Source organism: Aeromonas sp. QDB56 (genome assembly GCF_027705505.1).
Taxonomy (GTDB): domain Bacteria; phylum Pseudomonadota; class Gammaproteobacteria; order Enterobacterales; family Aeromonadaceae; genus Aeromonas; species Aeromonas caviae.
On sequence record NZ_JAPDBZ010000092.1, the window covers coordinates 1 to 15,814 of the forward strand.

At 63.6% G+C, this 15,814-nt stretch carries 13 protein-coding genes, 3 pseudogenes and 1 riboswitch; of the genes and pseudogenes, 11 read left to right on the forward strand and 5 right to left on the reverse strand.

What is annotated here, in order from left to right; genetic code table 11:
* Positions 1-75: 75 nt before the first annotated feature.
* From OKB81_RS14065 to cbl, 4 genes and pseudogenes are all read left to right on the forward strand, one after another.
* Positions 76-210 (forward strand): annotated as a pseudogene (locus tag OKB81_RS14065) (sulfate ABC transporter permease subunit CysT); the annotation flags it as partial.
* Entirely contained in the window at positions 207-1,100 is an 894-nt protein-coding gene (gene cysW / locus OKB81_RS14070) for a sulfate ABC transporter permease subunit CysW (RefSeq protein WP_160838830.1), read from the forward strand. The pseudogene OKB81_RS14065 and the gene cysW, both read left to right, overlap by 4 nt.
* Before the next feature lie 31 nt (positions 1,101-1,131).
* A complete protein-coding gene (locus tag OKB81_RS14075) occupies positions 1,132-2,199 on the forward strand; it encodes a sulfate/molybdate ABC transporter ATP-binding protein (protein WP_010672827.1) in 1,068 nt (355 codons plus the stop codon).
* A 116-nt stretch (positions 2,200-2,315) separates the two neighbouring features.
* A complete protein-coding gene (cbl, locus tag OKB81_RS14080; protein WP_010672828.1) occupies positions 2,316-3,263 on the forward strand; it encodes an HTH-type transcriptional regulator Cbl in 948 nt (315 codons plus the stop codon).
* Positions 3,264-3,374: 111 nt separating this feature from the next.
* On the opposite strand, the gene gbpA is transcribed toward cbl, so the two are convergent.
* Positions 3,375-4,796 carry an N-acetylglucosamine-binding protein GbpA gene (gene gbpA / locus OKB81_RS14085; protein WP_160838832.1) on the reverse strand — a complete coding sequence of 474 codons (1,422 nt, stop codon included), beginning with the start codon at positions 4,794-4,796 and terminating at the stop codon, positions 3,375-3,377.
* Between the two features lie 60 nt (positions 4,797-4,856).
* A riboswitch (cyclic di-GMP riboswitch) is annotated at positions 4,857-4,942 on the reverse strand.
* Positions 4,943-5,171: 229 nt separating this feature from the next.
* Positions 5,172-6,851 (reverse strand): methyl-accepting chemotaxis protein, encoded by a 1,680-nt coding sequence (locus tag OKB81_RS14090; protein ID WP_160838834.1) that lies wholly within the window; start codon positions 6,849-6,851, stop codon positions 5,172-5,174.
* Between the two features lie 295 nt (positions 6,852-7,146).
* Here OKB81_RS14090 and OKB81_RS14095 point away from each other — a divergent pair, with 295 nt between their 5' ends.
* The 7 genes and pseudogenes from OKB81_RS14095 (at position 7,147) to OKB81_RS14125 (ending at position 13,918) form a co-directional block, all read left to right on the forward strand.
* The gene (locus OKB81_RS14095; protein ID WP_160838836.1) at positions 7,147-8,991 is read left to right on the forward strand and encodes a M3 family metallopeptidase; all 1,845 of its coding nucleotides are present in this window, start codon (positions 7,147-7,149) and stop codon (positions 8,989-8,991) included.
* 400 nt (positions 8,992-9,391) lie between these two features.
* Positions 9,392-9,868 carry a L,D-transpeptidase family protein gene (locus OKB81_RS14100; RefSeq protein WP_029313677.1) on the forward strand — a complete coding sequence of 159 codons (477 nt, stop codon included), beginning with the start codon at positions 9,392-9,394 and terminating at the stop codon, positions 9,866-9,868.
* A 121-nt stretch (positions 9,869-9,989) separates the two neighbouring features.
* On the forward strand, positions 9,990-10,703 hold the full coding sequence (locus OKB81_RS14105; protein ID WP_160838838.1) for an AzlC family ABC transporter permease: 714 nt from the start codon (positions 9,990-9,992) through the stop codon (positions 10,701-10,703).
* A 2-nt stretch (positions 10,704-10,705) separates the two neighbouring features.
* Positions 10,706-11,041 carry an AzlD domain-containing protein gene (locus OKB81_RS14110; protein WP_010672834.1) on the forward strand — a complete coding sequence of 112 codons (336 nt, stop codon included), beginning with the start codon at positions 10,706-10,708 and terminating at the stop codon, positions 11,039-11,041.
* A gap of 122 nt (positions 11,042-11,163) precedes the next feature.
* Positions 11,164-12,585: pseudogene (locus tag OKB81_RS14115) on the forward strand (YjjI family glycine radical enzyme).
* 10 nt (positions 12,586-12,595) lie between these two features.
* Positions 12,596-13,477, forward strand: a complete 882-nt coding sequence (locus tag OKB81_RS14120; protein ID WP_160838840.1) for a YjjW family glycine radical enzyme activase — start codon at positions 12,596-12,598, stop codon at positions 13,475-13,477.
* Positions 13,478-13,594: 117 nt separating this feature from the next.
* Positions 13,595-13,918, forward strand: coding sequence for a DUF1820 family protein (locus OKB81_RS14125; protein ID WP_160838842.1), 324 nt, complete (start codon positions 13,595-13,597; stop codon positions 13,916-13,918).
* A 16-nt stretch (positions 13,919-13,934) separates the two neighbouring features.
* Here the strand turns inward: OKB81_RS14125 and OKB81_RS14130 are convergent, their stop codons facing one another.
* From OKB81_RS14130 to OKB81_RS14140, 3 genes and pseudogenes are all read right to left on the reverse strand, one after another.
* On the reverse strand, positions 13,935-14,108 hold the full coding sequence (locus OKB81_RS14130) for a hypothetical protein (RefSeq protein WP_442865699.1): 174 nt from the start codon (positions 14,106-14,108) through the stop codon (positions 13,935-13,937).
* A gap of 159 nt (positions 14,109-14,267) precedes the next feature.
* Complete coding sequence (locus OKB81_RS14135) at positions 14,268-15,083, reverse strand: LysR family transcriptional regulator (protein ID WP_442865606.1); 816 nt, start codon at positions 15,081-15,083, stop codon at positions 14,268-14,270.
* 55 nt (positions 15,084-15,138) lie between these two features.
* Positions 15,139-15,814, reverse strand: a pseudogene (locus tag OKB81_RS14140) (IS4-like element ISAeme15 family transposase); the annotation flags it as partial.

The following is a 15,814-nucleotide window of genomic DNA, read 5'->3' on the forward strand; positions in this document are numbered from 1 at the left end:
CCGATGTGGAGCGGGTGATGTCACTTTGTAGCCGAGATTGGATAAAACTGACCTAATGTTTAATCCGATTGGTATCACCTGGAGGAGTATGACTACGCCGGTGCATCGGCCATTGCGTCCGTCATGTTGCTCATTTCCTTTGTGCTGCTGTTGCTCATCAACAAGTTGCAAGCCTGGAGCTGGGCTCGCATCGGAGGAAGCCGTATATGAACGCCTCTACTGCACATCTCGATCAGGCTCAGGAGTCCGCTCCGGCCACCCCGGCGCGTCATCCCCCGGTGACCCATGAACCGGTCTGGGTCAAATGGCTGCTGGTCACAGTCGGTCTGGGCTGGTTTGCCGCCTTGCTGCTGTTGCCGCTGGCCACCGTTTTCATCCAGGCGCTGAGCCCGGGTCTGGCCTTCTTCTGGCACGCCATCAGCGAGCCGGATGCCCTGAGTGCCCTGGGGCTGACCGCCCTGGTGACGCTCTGCTCGGTGCCCCTGAACCTGCTGTTCGGGCTGGCCGCCGCCTGGGCCATCGCCCGGTTCCGCTTCCCTGGCCGGCAACTGCTTATCACCCTCATCGATCTGCCGTTCTCGGTCTCGCCGGTCATCGCGGGCTTGATGTTCGTGCTGCTGTTCGGCAGTCGCGGCTGGTTCGGCGAGTGGCTCAGCGAGCACGACATCAAGATCATTTTCGCTACCCCGGGGATCATCCTGGCGACCACCTTCATCACTGTGCCCTTCGTGGTACGCGAGCTGCTGCCCCAGATGGAGGCGCGGGGCCCGGAGGAAGAGGAGGCCGCCATCATGCTGGGGGCGAGCGGGTTGCAGATGTTCTGGCGGGTGACCCTGCCCGGCATCCGCTGGAGTCTGATGTATGGCCTGCTGCTCTGTACCGCCCGGGCGGTGGGGGAATTTGGCGCTGTCTCCGTGGTTTCCGGCCACATTCGCGGCCAGACCAACACGCTGCCGCTGCACATCGAGATCCTTTACAACGAGTACCAGACCGGTGCCGCCTTCGCGGTGGCCAGCCTGCTGGCGCTGTTCGGGATCTTCACCCTGCTGGGTGAGACCCTGCTGGCCGGGCTGCGCGGCCAACCGACCCAGTCCCATTGATCCCGAATTAACGGTTATAGGAGAGGCATTCATGAGCATTCAGGTTCAAGGGCTCAACAAGCATTTCAATCAGTACGCGGCGCTGGCCGACATCAACCTCGATTTTCACGACGGTGAGCTGGTCGCCCTGCTCGGCCCCTCCGGCTGCGGCAAGACCACCTTGCTGCGGATCATCGCCGGGCTGGAGCAGGCGGACAGTGGCAGCGTCATCATCCGCGGCGAGGATGCCTCGGATCTCCATGTGCGCGAGCGCAACGTTGGCTTCGTGTTCCAGCACTACGCCCTGTTTCGCCACATGACGGTGTTCGAGAACGTGGCCTTTGGCCTGAGGGTCAAGCCGCGCAGCGAACGCCCGGACGAGGCGGCCATCCGCACCCGGGTCAAAGAGCTGCTGGATCTGGTGCAGCTCAGCCATGTCGCGGCACGCTACCCGACCCAGCTCTCCGGTGGTCAGCGCCAGCGGGTCGCCCTGGCCCGGGCCCTGGCGGTGCAGCCCAAGGTGCTGCTGCTGGACGAGCCTTTCGGCGCCCTCGATGCCCAGGTACGCAAGGAGCTGCGCCGTTGGCTGCGTGAGCTTCACGACGAGCTGCATGTCACCAGTCTGTTCGTGACCCACGATCAGGAAGAGGCCCTGGAGGTGGCGGATCGGGTGGTGCTGATGAACGCCGGCAAGGTAGAGCAGATTGGCACCCCTGCCGAAGTGTATGATCAGCCCGCCAGTGCCTTCGTGCACAGCTTCCTTGGCAGCGTGAACCTGTTTCGTGGCAGGGTGGCCGGGCAGGGGCTCGGCATCGGTGAACAGCAACTGGGTGGCCCCATCCCCTCCCATCTGGCAGAAGGGAGTGCGGCCATCGCCTATGTGCGCCCCCACGAGCTGGAGATCCTGCCCTCGGATGCCCCCGGTGGCATTCGCGCCACCATTACCCGCCTGCTGCCCATGGGGCCGCGCATCCGGGTGGAACTGCGTGGCGATGGGGAGACGGGAGGCGCCCACTACGAGGCCGAACTGAGCAAGGAGGCCGCCCGGGCCTTTGCCCCCGGCCAGGGGGTGCGTCTGGTGGCCAGGCAGGCACAGCTCTATCCCGACTACCAGATCTGAGGGCAAGCCGCGAGGTGCGGCCCTCTGTCAGGCTTGCTGCCGGGCCATGATCCCGGCAATCCATAACAAGAGGACGGTGGCACGAGCCACCGCCACTCAGCGCAGGAGGCGATGAGGTGAACTTTCAGCAATTGCGAATCATTCGGGAGGCGGCACGGCGGGATTACAACCTGACCGACGTGGCCAATGCCCTCTTTACTTCCCAGTCCGGGGTCAGCCGCCACATTCGCGAGTTGGAGGAGGAGCTGGGGCTCGCCCTCTTCATTCGCTATGGCAAGCGTCTGCTCGGTATGACCGAGCCGGGCAAGGAGTTGCTGGTGATCGCCGAGCGTATCCTGGGGGATGCCGACAACATCCGCAAACTGGCGAGCACTTTTGCCAATCGCGACTCGGGCCGGCTGCTCATCGCGACCACTCATACCCAGGCCCGTTATGCCCTGCCGAGGGTAGTAAAGGCGTTTCGGGAGCAATTTCCCCTGGTACAGCTGGAGCTGCGTCAGGGGAGCCCGGAGGAGATAGTGCGGCTGGTGCAGACCGGCGAGGTGGACATCGGCATCAGCAGCGAGCAGCTCGACAAGAGCGAAGGGGTGGTGGCCTTTCCCTACTACCGCTGGCACCACAATATCGTCGTGCCGGAGCAGCACCCCCTCACCGCCGAGCGGGAGCTGACCCTGGCCGCTCTGGCCCACTGGCCCATCGTCACCTATCAGGCCGGCCTCACCGGTCGGGCACGGGTGGATGATGCCTTTGCCGAGGCGGGCATAGTGCCGCAGATCCTGCTGACCGCCCAGGACTCAGACGTCATCAAGACCTATGTCGAGCTGGAGATGGGGGTGGGCATACTGGCGGACATGGCGTTCGATTCCCAGCGGGACAAGGGGCTGGTGCAACTGGACGGCAGTCGGTTGTTTGCGCCGCACACCGCCTGGATCGGCCTCAAGCAGGGGCAGTTCCAGCACAACTTTGCCTGGCAGTTCATCCAGCTCTGCAACCCCGAGCTGGCGCTGGCGGAGATCCAGGCCCGCGCCATGAGCAACGAGCCCCTGCTCGATTACCAGATTTGAACCGAGGGGTGGATGAAAAACGGGGAGCCATGGGCTCCCCGTTTGTTTGATGTTGACCTGATCTGGCACGGGAAACGCCGAGCGGGTTTCCGCCAGGTCGGAGACGTCCCATCACTGCGCTGTCCAGGCCTCCTGCCAGTGGGAGCCTACGCCCGGTTCATACTGGGTGGCCGTGCTCGCCCACTGGCTGCACCAGCCGCTGTAGGGGAAGGGTTTGCACTGATAGACCTTGCCGTTCTTCGGCTGCAGCACCCGGGTTCCGGCGGTGTAGGACTTGAGGCCGTCCGGGAAGGTGAACTGGTAATCGCCCCCGCTTGCCGGATCCTTGAACATGAGGTCCAGGGTCTGCTGCACCGCGTCACCACCGGCCTTGGGTTTGCCCTCGATCACTAGCTGATGGTGGCCTGCACTCAAGCCGGTCAGCGCCATGGAGAAACTCTGGCTGCCGTCCTTGATGTCGGCACTGCTCTGTCCCCTGGCGACACCGCCGTGGTCATAGAGGGTGTTGGTGATGGCGAGATCCCCCTGGGCCGTGACGGTGAAAGTCAGGGTGAGCTTGCCGTTGTCGAGGGGGTAGTCGCTCGCCAGACCGCTCACGCTGATCCCGTTCTCCACCGGGGGGGGCTGTTGCTCAAGCTGGATCTCGACCCGTTGCAGGTTGCTGCCAGCCTTGAGGTAGACCGGGTTCTGGCCATAGACGGGGTTGAACTGGCCGTCCGTACCTTGCTGGCCTGCACGGATCTGGCTCTGCTCGGCGTTGATCTTGCTCGCCAGGGCGTGGGCCCAGTTGTTCTTCTGGCCCTGTCCGGCGCTGGCGATGGTCAGCTCGGTCTGGAGATCGGTGCGCTCGCCATTGGCATCGAACACCCGGGTTCTGGCTTTGTCACCCGCCACCAGGTCGATGGAGGGATAGATGGTCCCTCCCTGGCTCCAGGTCAGCGGTGGCTGGGTACCACCCTTGAACCGGGCGTCGATCAGGTTGTAGAAGCTGTTGGCGGTATCCCCTACCTCCCACACCCCGAGAATGACCTGATAACCGGTACGCGGGGGCAGGGTGCACTGATGGGTCACCTGTTTGGGGGGTTGCACCATGTTGCCGTCGATGACGCAGAAGGGATTGAGATCGAACGCATCCCGGGTGAGGGGCTGGTTCGGGTTCCAGTCCTGCTTGGTGAGGTAGTAGCGCCAGTTGCGGGTCACGTGGTTGGCAGTGAAGGTCCAGCTGATGGCGAAGGGACCGGCCTGCACTTCACGCTTGGTCCAGCGATCGAGAGTCTGGGTGTTGAGCTCGCCGAATTGGGGGTGACCGGCCGAGGCTATCTGGCCGTCGGCGGGGCCGCCATCGGGGAAGCCGGAGGGGGCTTCCAGGCTCTGGGGTTCCCACTGGATGGCGCCACACTGGCTGTTGCCCCCTGTCTTGCACAGGTAGTTGCGCCCTTCGGGCTGGCTGATGTAGCCGTGAGCGAGCACGCCGCCACTGGCCAGCAGCGCCAGCGCTGCCGCGAGATGGGTGAGTCGGATATTTGCTGCCATACATTCCTCTGTTCGGTGATGTGGGCAGTCACGTTGGCAGGGGAGTTCCCCGAAACACGGTGCTGCAACCCCGCTATCCTGGACAGCTTGTCTTTAGACCGGAGGCTTTGCGTCCTGGCCTTTCAACCAGTTTGCCAAATGACTACAGAAAGGATCATGGTGCCGCCTGTGGCGACCACTCATCATGACTATATTTTGTTAAAAAATTAAGTGTAAAAATTGACAGTGCCATCTCATCGGAGCAGCGCATCAGCGGCAGATGGCTCCGTCGGGATCTGCGCGCTGGTTCAGTGCGAGAGGGTTGCCCGGGAGAGGCTCCCGTGGCCATGACGGGAAAGGAGCCCCTGCAAGCCTGGCAGGGGCTCACGGGGCCACTCAGTGGCGGGGTTGCATGCCTGCTCGGGAAGAGGACGCCTGGGTCGGTCGCATCATCCTGTCCTGGGCTTGGGCGTTGCCCAGCTTGAACACCGCCAGTCGCTCGTCGAGGCTTCGGGAGAGACCGGCCAGCAGTTCGCTCTCCTGGGCCAACTGGGAGGCCGCCTGGGACATCTCGAGCGCCGAGTCGTTGATGCCGCTGACGTTGCGGTTCATGTCTTCCGCCACCATGCTCTGCTGCTCCGCCGCTGTGGCGATCTGGGTCGCCATGTCGCTCACGTGCTGGATGTGATTGACGATGAGGGAGAGATCCTGCCCCGCCTTCTCGGACTGGTTGACGCTGCTCTCCGCCAGCTTGCGACTGGCGTCCATGGCGTTGGCGGCGGTGACAGCCCGTTGCTGCAACTGGGTGATGGTACTCTGGATCTCCTCGGTGGAGTGGCGGGTGCGACTAGCCAGTTGGCGCACCTCGTCGGCCACCACGGCGAAGCCACGGCCCTGCTCGCCGGCGCGGGCCGCCTCGATGGCGGCGTTGAGGGCCAGCAGGTTGGTCTGCTCCGAGATGGCGCTGATGACTGCCGTCACCTCGCTTATCTGCATCACTCCCTCCTTGAGCTGGTTGACCTGCGAGGTGGCCTGATCCACCTCGGTGGCCAGCGCCTGGATGCCGTGCACGCTGGCATGGACATCCTGGTTGCCGAGTCCGGCCTCGCTGGTGGCATCCTGGGTGTCGCGGGCCGTATTCTCGGCGTGACCCGCCACGTCGGCGATGGTGGCGCTCATCTCGTTCATGGCGGTGGCGAGCTGGGCGAGCTGATCCCGCTGACTGTTGACCGCCTGGTTGGTCTGTTCGGCGGAGGCGGCGATGCGCAGGGCGGCATCCGCCACGTTGCGGGCCCCCTGGCTCGCCTCCAGCAGGGCGCGGCGGATGGCATCCAGCCCCTGGTTGGTGGAGCTGGCGACGGTGCCGAGCTCATCCCTGCCCAGCACCGGGATGCTGACCACCAGATCGCCGGCCGCGACCCGGGCCATGGCCTTGTTGATCTCGGCCAGGGGATTGACGATGGAGCGGCTGATGGCGAGTCCCAGCAGCCCCATCAACAGGATCACCAGCAAGGTGGCGCCACCCATCCACTCATATTGCGACCACATGGTGGCCTCAATGTCCTGCAACAACACACCGGAGCCCAGGATCCAGCCCCAGGGCTGGTAGCCCGTCACCAGCGACATCTTCTGGGCCACCTCGCCGGACGGGGAGACCCACTGATACTCCAGCCTGCCCTGGTGGCCGCCCTTGCCGAGATCCACCATGTGCTGCCAGTGGGACTCGGCAGGGTTGTTGCCCATCTGCTGGCCGACCAGCTCGGGTTTGGCGGGATGCACCACCACTCGACGATCTTCATCCAGCACGAACAGGTAGTTGTCCCCGTCAAAGCGCATGCTGTCGAGCATGGCCTTGGCCTGTGCCTTGGCCTGTTCCGGGGGGAGGGTGGCGGCCAGGGCCTGGATCCGGCTCATGGCCAGATCCAGCACCGCCTGCAGCCTGGCTTCCCGTTCACTCATCAGATTGCGGTGCAGGGCACTGGCCGAGATGAGCAGCAGTGCGATGAAGCCGACCAGGGCCAGTGAGAGCAGCAGCATCAGCTTGCGACTCACGGCAATATCACCGAGCTTGAACATAGACTTATCCTTACTTTCCCATGCGGGTCTGATTGTGGCCGAACTGCCGGCCGGACCAGATTGTTGTTATTTTTAACATGCCATTAACTTTCAATGGGTTGCGGTGGAAAACAGCCAATTGAGAAGTTTGACAACCAGTATAGCCAGCAGACAGAAACCCTCGCTTTTGATAGCGTGATGGCGCGCATCCCGGCGCACAATTTGTCTGCTCCATTTGCAAGAAGTGTGAATGGGTTGGCATTTCACCAAAAAGGAGTGGGCGCCCCCGTGGTCGCCCCATAACAAGAGGGAAGTTATGAGTTCCATTGCCAGGAATTATCTCAACCAGCTCAATGCCGATTACCTGCAGGTGCACAGACGCAAGGAGGACCTGTTCTGGTCCACCTACATGGGCACCAGCGACGATCAGGCAGGCTTCACCGCGGCCGAACAGGCCTACAAGGGGTTCTGTGCCGATCCTGCCCGCCTGCCGGTGCTGCGGGAGATGCAGGCCGAAGAGGCGGATCTCAGGCGCGGCCTGGGGGGCTGGATCGCCTTCTTCGAGTGCAACGTCATCGAAGATCCCGGTGCCTCCGCCCTGATGGACGAGCTGGTGGCCGCCGAGGCGGATCTCTTCGCCCGTCGCAAGGGGCTGAAGCTGACCTTGCTGGATGAGCAGGGCCGCCAGGTGCCTGGCAGTCTGCCCGCCGCCAGCACGGCGCTGGCCGCCAGCAGCGACGAGGCGGTGCGCCAGAGCGCGCTCGCCATGTTCCACACCCTGGAGCAGTGGGTGATCGACAACGGCTATCTTGACATCGTCGCGCTGCGCAACCGCTTCGCCCGTGCCATGGGCTATCGCGACTACTTCGAATACAAGGTGCACAAGAACGAGCAGATGAGCCCGGCGCAGCTGTTTGCCATTCTTGACGACTTCATCGCCCGCACCGATGCCCGCTTGCACCAGAGTCTGGCGGAGCTGAAAGCGGCCAAGGGGGAAGCAGCCCTGCTGCCCCACAACCTGCGCTACAGCGTGAGCGGCGACGTGACTCGCCAGCTCGACCCTTACGTGCCCTTCTCCCGGGCGCTGAAGGATTGGGTCGAGAGCTTCCGCCGCCTCGGCATCCAGTACCGCGGTGCCACCCTCACCCTGGATCTGCTGACCCGGGAGGGAAAATACGAGAACGGCTTCTGTCACGGCCCGGTGCCGAGCTTCTGGCAGGAAGGGGAGTGGGTGCCGGCGGTGGTCAACTTCACCAGCCTGGCCAATCCGGCCCAGGTGGGCAGCGGCTGGAGCGGGCTCAACACCCTGTTCCACGAGGGAGGCCACGCGGCGCACTTTGCCAACGTTACCGGCAACGCCCCCTGCTTCTCCCAGGAGTTCCCGCCCACCTCCATGGCCTATGCCGAGACCCAGTCCATGTTCTGCGACAGCCTGCTGGACGATGCGGACTGGCTCAAGCGCTACGCCAGAAACGCGGCGGGAGAACCCATCCCCGATGCGCTTATCCAGGCAATGATTGAAGCGCGCCAGCCATTTCGCGCCTTCAACGAGCGCCAGATCGCGCTGGTGGCCTACTTCGAGCGGGATCTCTACGCCATGGCAGAGAGCGAGCGTACCCCGGCCGCCGTGCTGGCACTGGCCCGCCGCTGGGAGCGCAAGATCCTGGGGGTGGAGAGCCCGCGCCCGCTGCTGGCCATCCCGCACCTTCTGAACCAGGAGTCGGCCTGCGCCTATCACGGCTATCTGCTGGCGCTGATGGCGGTGGAGCAGACCCGCGCCTACTTCTTGAAACGCGACGGCTACCTCACCGACAACCCGCGCATCGGACCGGATCTGGCCGCCCACTACTGGGGACCGGGCAACGGCATGACCCATGACGAGACGCTGCAGAGCCTCACCGGCGAGGGTTTCAGTGCGGTGCCGCTGGCAGAGGAGTGCAACCGGAGTGCCGCCGAGGCGTGGCAACAGGCACAGACGTGCATGGCGGCGGCGCGGCAGCGCCCACCGGCAGGGGAGGGGACGCCCCTCGACGCCCATATCCGGGTGGTGCACGGGGCCGAGCTTATCGCCGACAACAGCGAGTCCGAGGCGCGCATGCTGGCAGACTTCGAGGCCTGGATCCGGCGCCTTGAGACCGCCGAACCAGTGACCCAGGCCTGAGCCCGGTGTTGCACCGTCAAAAGAGCCCCATCAGGGGCTCTTTTTTGTGGGTTGAGATGGCCTGACCCCATGGCGCCAGCCTTGGATTGGTGGTGGACAGGCTTGAGTGTCCCTGGCTGCGGCGCTGCCCGCTGGTTTTTCTCCCTGCGCCATCTTCCTGGCCTTGACGACCTGCGCTGAGGCGCCCGGTTGCGGGCAAGAGGCGACGCCCTGCCCTTGGCAGGGTGTCTGCATGGCGGGCTGACGGCCATTTCCCCCTGCTGGCCACAGATATGTTTCTCCCGATATATTGAGTATTCACGGCGATCCCATATCATGGCGCTCGCTCGCCACCAGAGAGTGGCGACATTCAGATGATTTGCTAACAAGAGAGCCCAGAAGGCTCGCAGAGGGATGGATAGTGAGAGCCGTATTGCTGTGTTTGCTGGGGCTGTGGCCCGCGTTGAGTTTTGCCACTCTGTCCGCCGATATGGTGGTGGTGAAGAAGTCGAGTTACAGCCTGACCCTGATGAAGGATGGCAAGGAAGTGAAGCGCTACTGGATTGCCCTGGGCCCGGCTCCCAAAGGACACAAGCAGCGTGAGGGGGATCAGCGTACCCCGGAAGGTCGCTATACCCTGGACTACAAGAAGAGCAACTCCGGTTTCTACAAGGCCATTCACATCAACTACCCAAATCTGGACGACATCAAGCGCGCCAACGAGCTGGGTGTGAACCCGGGCGGCATGATCATGATCCACGGCCAGCGCAACAGCCTGGGGGATCGCAGGGTGCAGCCGTCCAACTGGACCAATGGCTGCATTGCGGTGCTGAACCACGAGATGGACGAGATCTGGAACGCCATCGAGCCCGGCACCCCCATCATCATCGAGCCCTGATCCCGCCTGCCAACGCCCGCTCTCATGCGGGCGTTGCATTTGTCGCAGACCATGACGTGACACTGTCTCCTGCGCCGTGCTAGTTTTTCCGGTTCGCATTGGCTGTGACAAGGATGATCCCATGATGTCGGAAACCCGCCTCCCTGCGCCCGAGCGCACGGGGGCGCTCTGGTGGCGCGCCACTCTGGATATGCTCCCGCTCTCCATTTCCGTCATCCCCTGGGGGATACTGTGCGGTGCCCTGGCGCTTCAGGCGGGTATGAGCCCGCTCCAGGCACAGCTGATGTCGCTGCTGGTCTATGCGGGGGCGGCCCAGCTCTCGGCCACCACCCTGTTCGGGGCGGGGACGCCGCTGCTGCCCATCATGGGCTCCACCATGGTGATCACCTCCCAGCATCTGCTCTATGGCTTCACCTTCCGGCGCGACGTGCTGCCGCTCTCCCTGCGCTGGCGGGCCAGCCTCGCCTTCTTCCTGACCGACGAGATGTTTGCGGTGGCGCTGAAAGAGAGGGAGCGCAGCGGCGCCTTCAATCCCGCCTATGCGCTCATCGCGGGCTTTGTCTTCTATCTGTTCTGGAACCTGGCGACCCTGCTCGGCATTGCCGCCGGCCAGTACATCGAGGGGCTGGACAAGATGGGACTGGATTTTGCCATCGCCGCCACCTTTATCGCCATGACGCTCCCCGCCATGAAGAACCTGCCCATGGTGGCGGCCACCCTGGTGAGCGGCGGGACGGCGCTCGTCACCAAGCCGCTGCTGGCGGAGATCCACATCATCGTCTCGGCCCTGGCCGGCATGGTGGTGGGCTATGTGCTGCATCGGATAAGGAGGTGATCATGGGCTGGCTGATGATAGGGCTGCTGGCCCTGATCACTTTCTTCAACCGTTTTGCCTTCTTCTCGCGGTTGACCCGCTATCAGCCGGGGGCCGAGATGGGGGCTTTCCTCAGCTTCTCGGCCCAGTCGGTGCTGACCGCCATCTGGCTGCCCATTGTCTTCAGCTATGAGCCCGGCCACGGGCTGGACTGGGATCCGGACTACCTGGCCGCCACCCTGCTGGTGACGGTGCTGACCCTGCTGCGCCTGCCTACCCTGGTGGTGGTGGTCGTCGGCATGGGGGGCTTCTTTCTGCTGCGCTGGCTGGGGGGAGTGGCTCTGTTCTGGCCCTGGTGAAGGGCGTGCCGTGATCCGGCATGGCGGATGTCTTGATGGGATATCCGCCCTGTTGGGAATGTCACTTCAAAAAAGGCCTCTCAAGTGTGAGGATTTTGGTTCCACCCGCCGAGGAGCGAGCCATGTCCTTCACCGAAACCTGCCAGCGCATCGTGCGCGACCCACTGCTGTCACCGGCCCAGAAGAGCCACGCCCCCTACAAGCCGCGCTACGTGCTGCCGGATTACGCGCGGTTTTTGCGCCAGGGCTCAGCCTGGCTGGAGCTGGCGCCGCCGCGGGACTTCGACGAGGCCCTCGATGCCCTGCGCATCCTCTACCACCACGTGCCCTCCGTCACCGGGATGCCGGTCTGGCTGGGGCGCCTCGATTAGCTGCTGCTCCCCTTTGTCGGCGAGCTGGTTGACGAGACTCTCTACCGCAAGCTGAAAGGGTTCTGGATCTATCTGGACCGGGTGCTGCCGGACGCCTTCATGCACGTCAACATTGGCCCCGACGACAACCGGATCTGCCGCCTGATCCTGCGCATCGACAGGGAACTCCAGCAGGTGGCCCCCAATCTCACCTTCTTCCACGATCCGGAGCAGACTCCCGACGATCTGCTGCTGCTGGCGGTGAAGAATATCGCCGAGTGCAGCAAGCCGCACATCGCCAACTACCCGATCCATCGCGATTCCTTCGACCTGCGTGGTTTTGGCATCGTCAGCTGCTACAACGCCCTGCCGCAGGCCGGTGGTGCCAACACCCTGGTGCGCATCTCCCTCAAGCGAGTCGCCGAGCAGGCACAGGGGATCGATGATTTCCTCGGCTGTCTGCTGCCCCACTACTGCCGTCTCACGTCCCAGCTGATCGCGGTGCGCGCCGCCTTCCTGCACGAGGAGTCCGGTTTCTTCGACAGCTTCCTGGTCAAGGAGGGGCTGCTGGATGAGGATCGCTTCGTCCCCATGTTCGGCATCTTTGGCATGGCGGAGGCGGTGAACCTGCTGATGGAAAAGGGAGGCTTGCCGTGGCGCTATGGCCATGACGATGAGGCCAACCAGCTTGGCTATCGCATCTCGGCCCGCCTCTCCGAGTGGGTGGCCAGGAGGGGCCAGGCCCATGCCTGGGGCAGCCGCGCCCTGCTCCACGCCCAGGGGGGACTCAGCGTGGACAGGGGGGTGACTCCGGGGGTACGGATCCCCTATGGCGAGGAGCCGGATCCCGCCAGTCACCTGCTGGCCCTGGCGCCCCACCACGGCTTTTATCACTCCGGGATCAGCGAGATCCTGACCCTGGATCCCACCATCCGCCAGAATCCGCAGGCACTGCTGCAGCTCTGCAAGGGGGCGCTCGCCATCGGCATGCGCGAGTTCAGTGCCAACGTGGCCGACAGCGATCTGGTGCGGGTGACCGGCTACATGATCCGCAAGCGCGATGTGGCCTGCTTCGCGGCAGAAGGCTCGCGGCTGCAGACCACCTGCCTCGGCGCCGAGGCAAGCGAGCTGACCGGGATCCGCCAGCGGACGCCACGAGTGGTCGCCAATGAGTCGACCATCAGTCAGTACTGAGCCAGGTCCGATGGATGAAGCTCTGCTGACGCGCAGCGCCCTGGTGAGCAGGGTGCTGCCCTTCTCCTGCGTAGACGGGCTGGGCAACCGGCTGGTGCTGTTTTTGCAGGGCTGCAACTTCCGCTGCCCCGGCTGCCACAATCCCCACACTATCAGGCTGTGCGACGATTGCGGCGACTGCCTTGCGGTCTGCCCGAGTGGCGCCCTCGCCATGAGCGAGGGCAAGGTTCATTGGCAGGAGGCGCTCTGCACCGATTGCGACGCCTGTCTGGAGGCCTGCCCGCGCAGTGCCAACCCCAAGACGCGCCAGATGTCGGTGGCCGAGGTGCTGGCCCTGCTGCGCCGCTATGGCCCGCTGCTCACCGGCGTCACCGTCTCCGGCGGGGAGGCGACCACCCAGTTGCCCTTCGTGATCGCCCTGTTCACGGCCATCAAGGCTGCGCCGGATCTGGCCCGTCTCACCTGCCTGCTCGACAGCAACGGATCCCTGGGGGAAACGGGTTGGCAGCGGCTGTTGCCGGTGCTGGACGGCGCCATGATAGACCTCAAGGGGTGGCGAGAGCCTGTGCATCTGGCCCTGACCGGGCGGGGCCGCGAGCGGGTGCTGGCATCGCTGCGCTGGCTGGCTGCCCATGACAGGCTGGCGGAGGTGCGGCTGCTGCTGGTGCCGGGGCGGAGCGATTTTCTCGACGCCACTGGCGCGCTGGAGGAGGCGTTGACGACCTTTTTGCTGTCGCTGGGGCCCGTGCCCATCCGCCTCAACGGCTTTCGCCACCACGGGGTGCGAGGGGAGGCGCTGTCATGGCCAGAAGCCGGGTCGGCTGATCTGACAGTGCTTGCCAACGCATTGAAGGCCAAGGGGTTTGGGTCGGTGATGCTGCCTGCGATCTGAGCTCTGCGGCACGTAGGGAGGCTGTGACCCGATATGACGCAACTGTGAACTCTGTCTATAGGGGCTGTCCGAGGGGACGGCTAGAATGGGCAAACCGTCCATCACCAACAGATACCCATGAGTGAATCCAACGCCCTTTATCGAGTGCAGTTCATTTGTCACAGCGAGCGTTACGAAGTCTATGTAAGAGAGGTGAATCAGGGCCAGCTGTTCGGGTTCATCGAGATCGCCCACTTCGTGTGGGACAACCACACGGCGCTCATCGTCGACCCCAGCCACGAGAAGCTGAAGAGCGAATTTGCCGACGTCACCCGCACCCTTATTCCCATGCACCACGTGCTGCGGGTCGATCAGGTGCGCAAGCAGGGGGCCGCCCGCATCACCGAACTGGGCAACAACGTCACCTATTTCCCAGGCCCCATCTATACCAAGAAGCCCTGAGTCCTGCCGCCAGGCATCATTGTGGGGCGTCCAGCTCCCGGGCCAGTTGCAGGATGCGCTGACGGAACCAGCGCAGGGCGGGATCTTCCCCCAGGGGGCCATACCACACCAGGCTGTGGCTCACTGCGCCGTAATCGAAGGGGACAGGGCGGCTCACCAGCCCCTGGGTACAAGCCCGGGTAGCCCACAATGCTGTTCAGATAAGCACATTTTTGACTAATTATTCATAAATGCGACTTGAGTTGGGGGAGCAAGGCTGTTTCCAGTCGATGTTCCTTCAGCCTTTATCCAGCGTGGCTTGCAATAGAAAGAGGGAGGCATCATGCCTCCCTCATTTTTAGCCCTGATACTACGTGGACTGGAACTCAAATTCTCTTAAGTGAACAGCATTGCGGGTAGCCCAGCCCTTCACGGCCGTGAGAATGAGATCGCTCTGGCGCAGCAGGGCGGCGGCGCTGCCAAAATCCGGGAGGGTGGCCCCCAGTCTGCGCCGTACCTGGCGCTGGGCCAGACTCTGCTCGAAGAAGGGATCGGCCAGCTCCTGATCGCGAATGGCGATGTGGCGCCAGCTCAGGTAGGCATCGAGATCCCAGGGGCGCGTCAACGCTGGATGATCCGCGCGCATCAGGCAGACCAGCTCGTCCTCCCGCAAGGTTTCCCAGACGAGGCCGGGCTGATTGACCCCGGGCTGGCTCTGATCGTGGGGCAGGATCACGAAGTCGAGTTTGCCCGCCGCCAGAGCAGCCAGTCCCTGCTCGTCCTTGTTACGCACGACGGGCATCAGCCCCGGCACTTCCTGCATCAACTGACCCAGTACGGCCCCCATGGGCCAGATCATGCTGCTCTCTCGCATCGCCAGGTTCAGCTCCCCCTGCCAGTTGGCAGGGGCAAATCCTTCCTGGCTGGTGAGGCCGTTGAGCTCCCCCAGCAGGCGGCGCAGCGTCGGGCCGAGGCGTTCGGCAAACGGGGTCAGCAGCAACTGATTGCCCTGGCGGTAGAGCAGTTGATCCCCCAGCAGTTCGCGCAACTGGTTGAGGGTCTTGCTGACGGTGGAGGGGGTGGTGCAGAGGCGCTCGGCGCTGCGGGTGACACTGCGGGTGTCGAGCAGCAGATGCAGGGTCACCAGATGGCGACCGCCGAGGCGGGAGAGGGCAATGAGATCCATCACGGTTCCACGGGCAAGGGGACAAACAAAAAGCCCCGCCTGAGCGCAATGCTGTTCACTTAAGCGGAGCCGCATTGCGATTTACCGGAAAACGGGTCTTTGATATCTTCACCGCCCTGGGTCTCGATGGCCTGGGGCGTTTTTCTATGAACATGACGCCTATGCAGCCCCGCAACTCCGCCAACCTCCGTGGCGTATGGGCTGGCGATAACGCGCCCGCCATCACTGCCATCTGGTTCGCGATGAACTGACAGGCAAACTTAAAGCTCACCTCATTGGGCGCTCGCTGATGGGCTACGGCGGCCTGGCTGGCCTCCCGCCTGACCAGATTGTATCCAAGCAGCAATCCCCACAGCTCCTGATAGACCAAGTCCACTTTCTTGCTTCTCAGCGTGATGGCGTTGTGCTGCATCGCGCTTTTGATATCCCGGTATCCCAGCTCGATTTCCCAGCGCTCGTGGTACAGGGTCGCCACCTGAGCTGCGCTGAATCGCGCCACGGGCAGGGAGGTAAAGACCGTTTTCTCCTTGCCTGCCACCTCATAGGTCACTGCGCGAACTTGCCAGTGTGTCGGCAACGCCGGGTTTTTCTTGCTAGCCTGAGGCGAGACCGTCATTTGCAACAGACGGTCACCGTCGCCATAGCGCTCAAGTTCCGTGTATACCAGCCCCTTGCGTTCCGGGATGAGCCAGTGACGGTCGGTGTCTTCGGCCTGAATACGCAGCAACAGG

Bases quoted from the DNA above. Each gene is read 5' to 3' on its own strand.
- OKB81_RS14090 (WP_160838834.1), bottom strand. From the start codon at position 6,851: ATGTTCAAGCTCGGTGATATTGCCGTGAGTCGCAAGCTGATGCTGCTG.
- OKB81_RS14110 (WP_010672834.1), top strand. From the start codon at position 10,706: ATGGGCTGGCTGATGATAGGGCTGCTGGCCCTGATCACTTTCTTCAAC.
- OKB81_RS14120 (WP_160838840.1), top strand. From the start codon at position 12,596: ATGGATGAAGCTCTGCTGACGCGCAGCGCCCTGGTGAGCAGGGTGCTG.
- gbpA (WP_160838832.1), bottom strand. From the start codon at position 4,796: ATGGCAGCAAATATCCGACTCACCCATCTCGCGGCAGCGCTGGCGCTG.
- OKB81_RS14135 (WP_442865606.1), bottom strand. From the start codon at position 15,083: ATGGATCTCATTGCCCTCTCCCGCCTCGGCGGTCGCCATCTGGTGACC.
- cysW (WP_160838830.1), top strand. From the start codon at position 207: ATGAACGCCTCTACTGCACATCTCGATCAGGCTCAGGAGTCCGCTCCG.
- OKB81_RS14075 (WP_010672827.1), top strand. From the start codon at position 1,132: ATGAGCATTCAGGTTCAAGGGCTCAACAAGCATTTCAATCAGTACGCG.
- OKB81_RS14095 (WP_160838836.1), top strand. From the start codon at position 7,147: ATGAGTTCCATTGCCAGGAATTATCTCAACCAGCTCAATGCCGATTAC.
- OKB81_RS14125 (WP_160838842.1), top strand. From the start codon at position 13,595: ATGAGTGAATCCAACGCCCTTTATCGAGTGCAGTTCATTTGTCACAGC.
- OKB81_RS14105 (WP_160838838.1), top strand. From the start codon at position 9,990: ATGATGTCGGAAACCCGCCTCCCTGCGCCCGAGCGCACGGGGGCGCTC.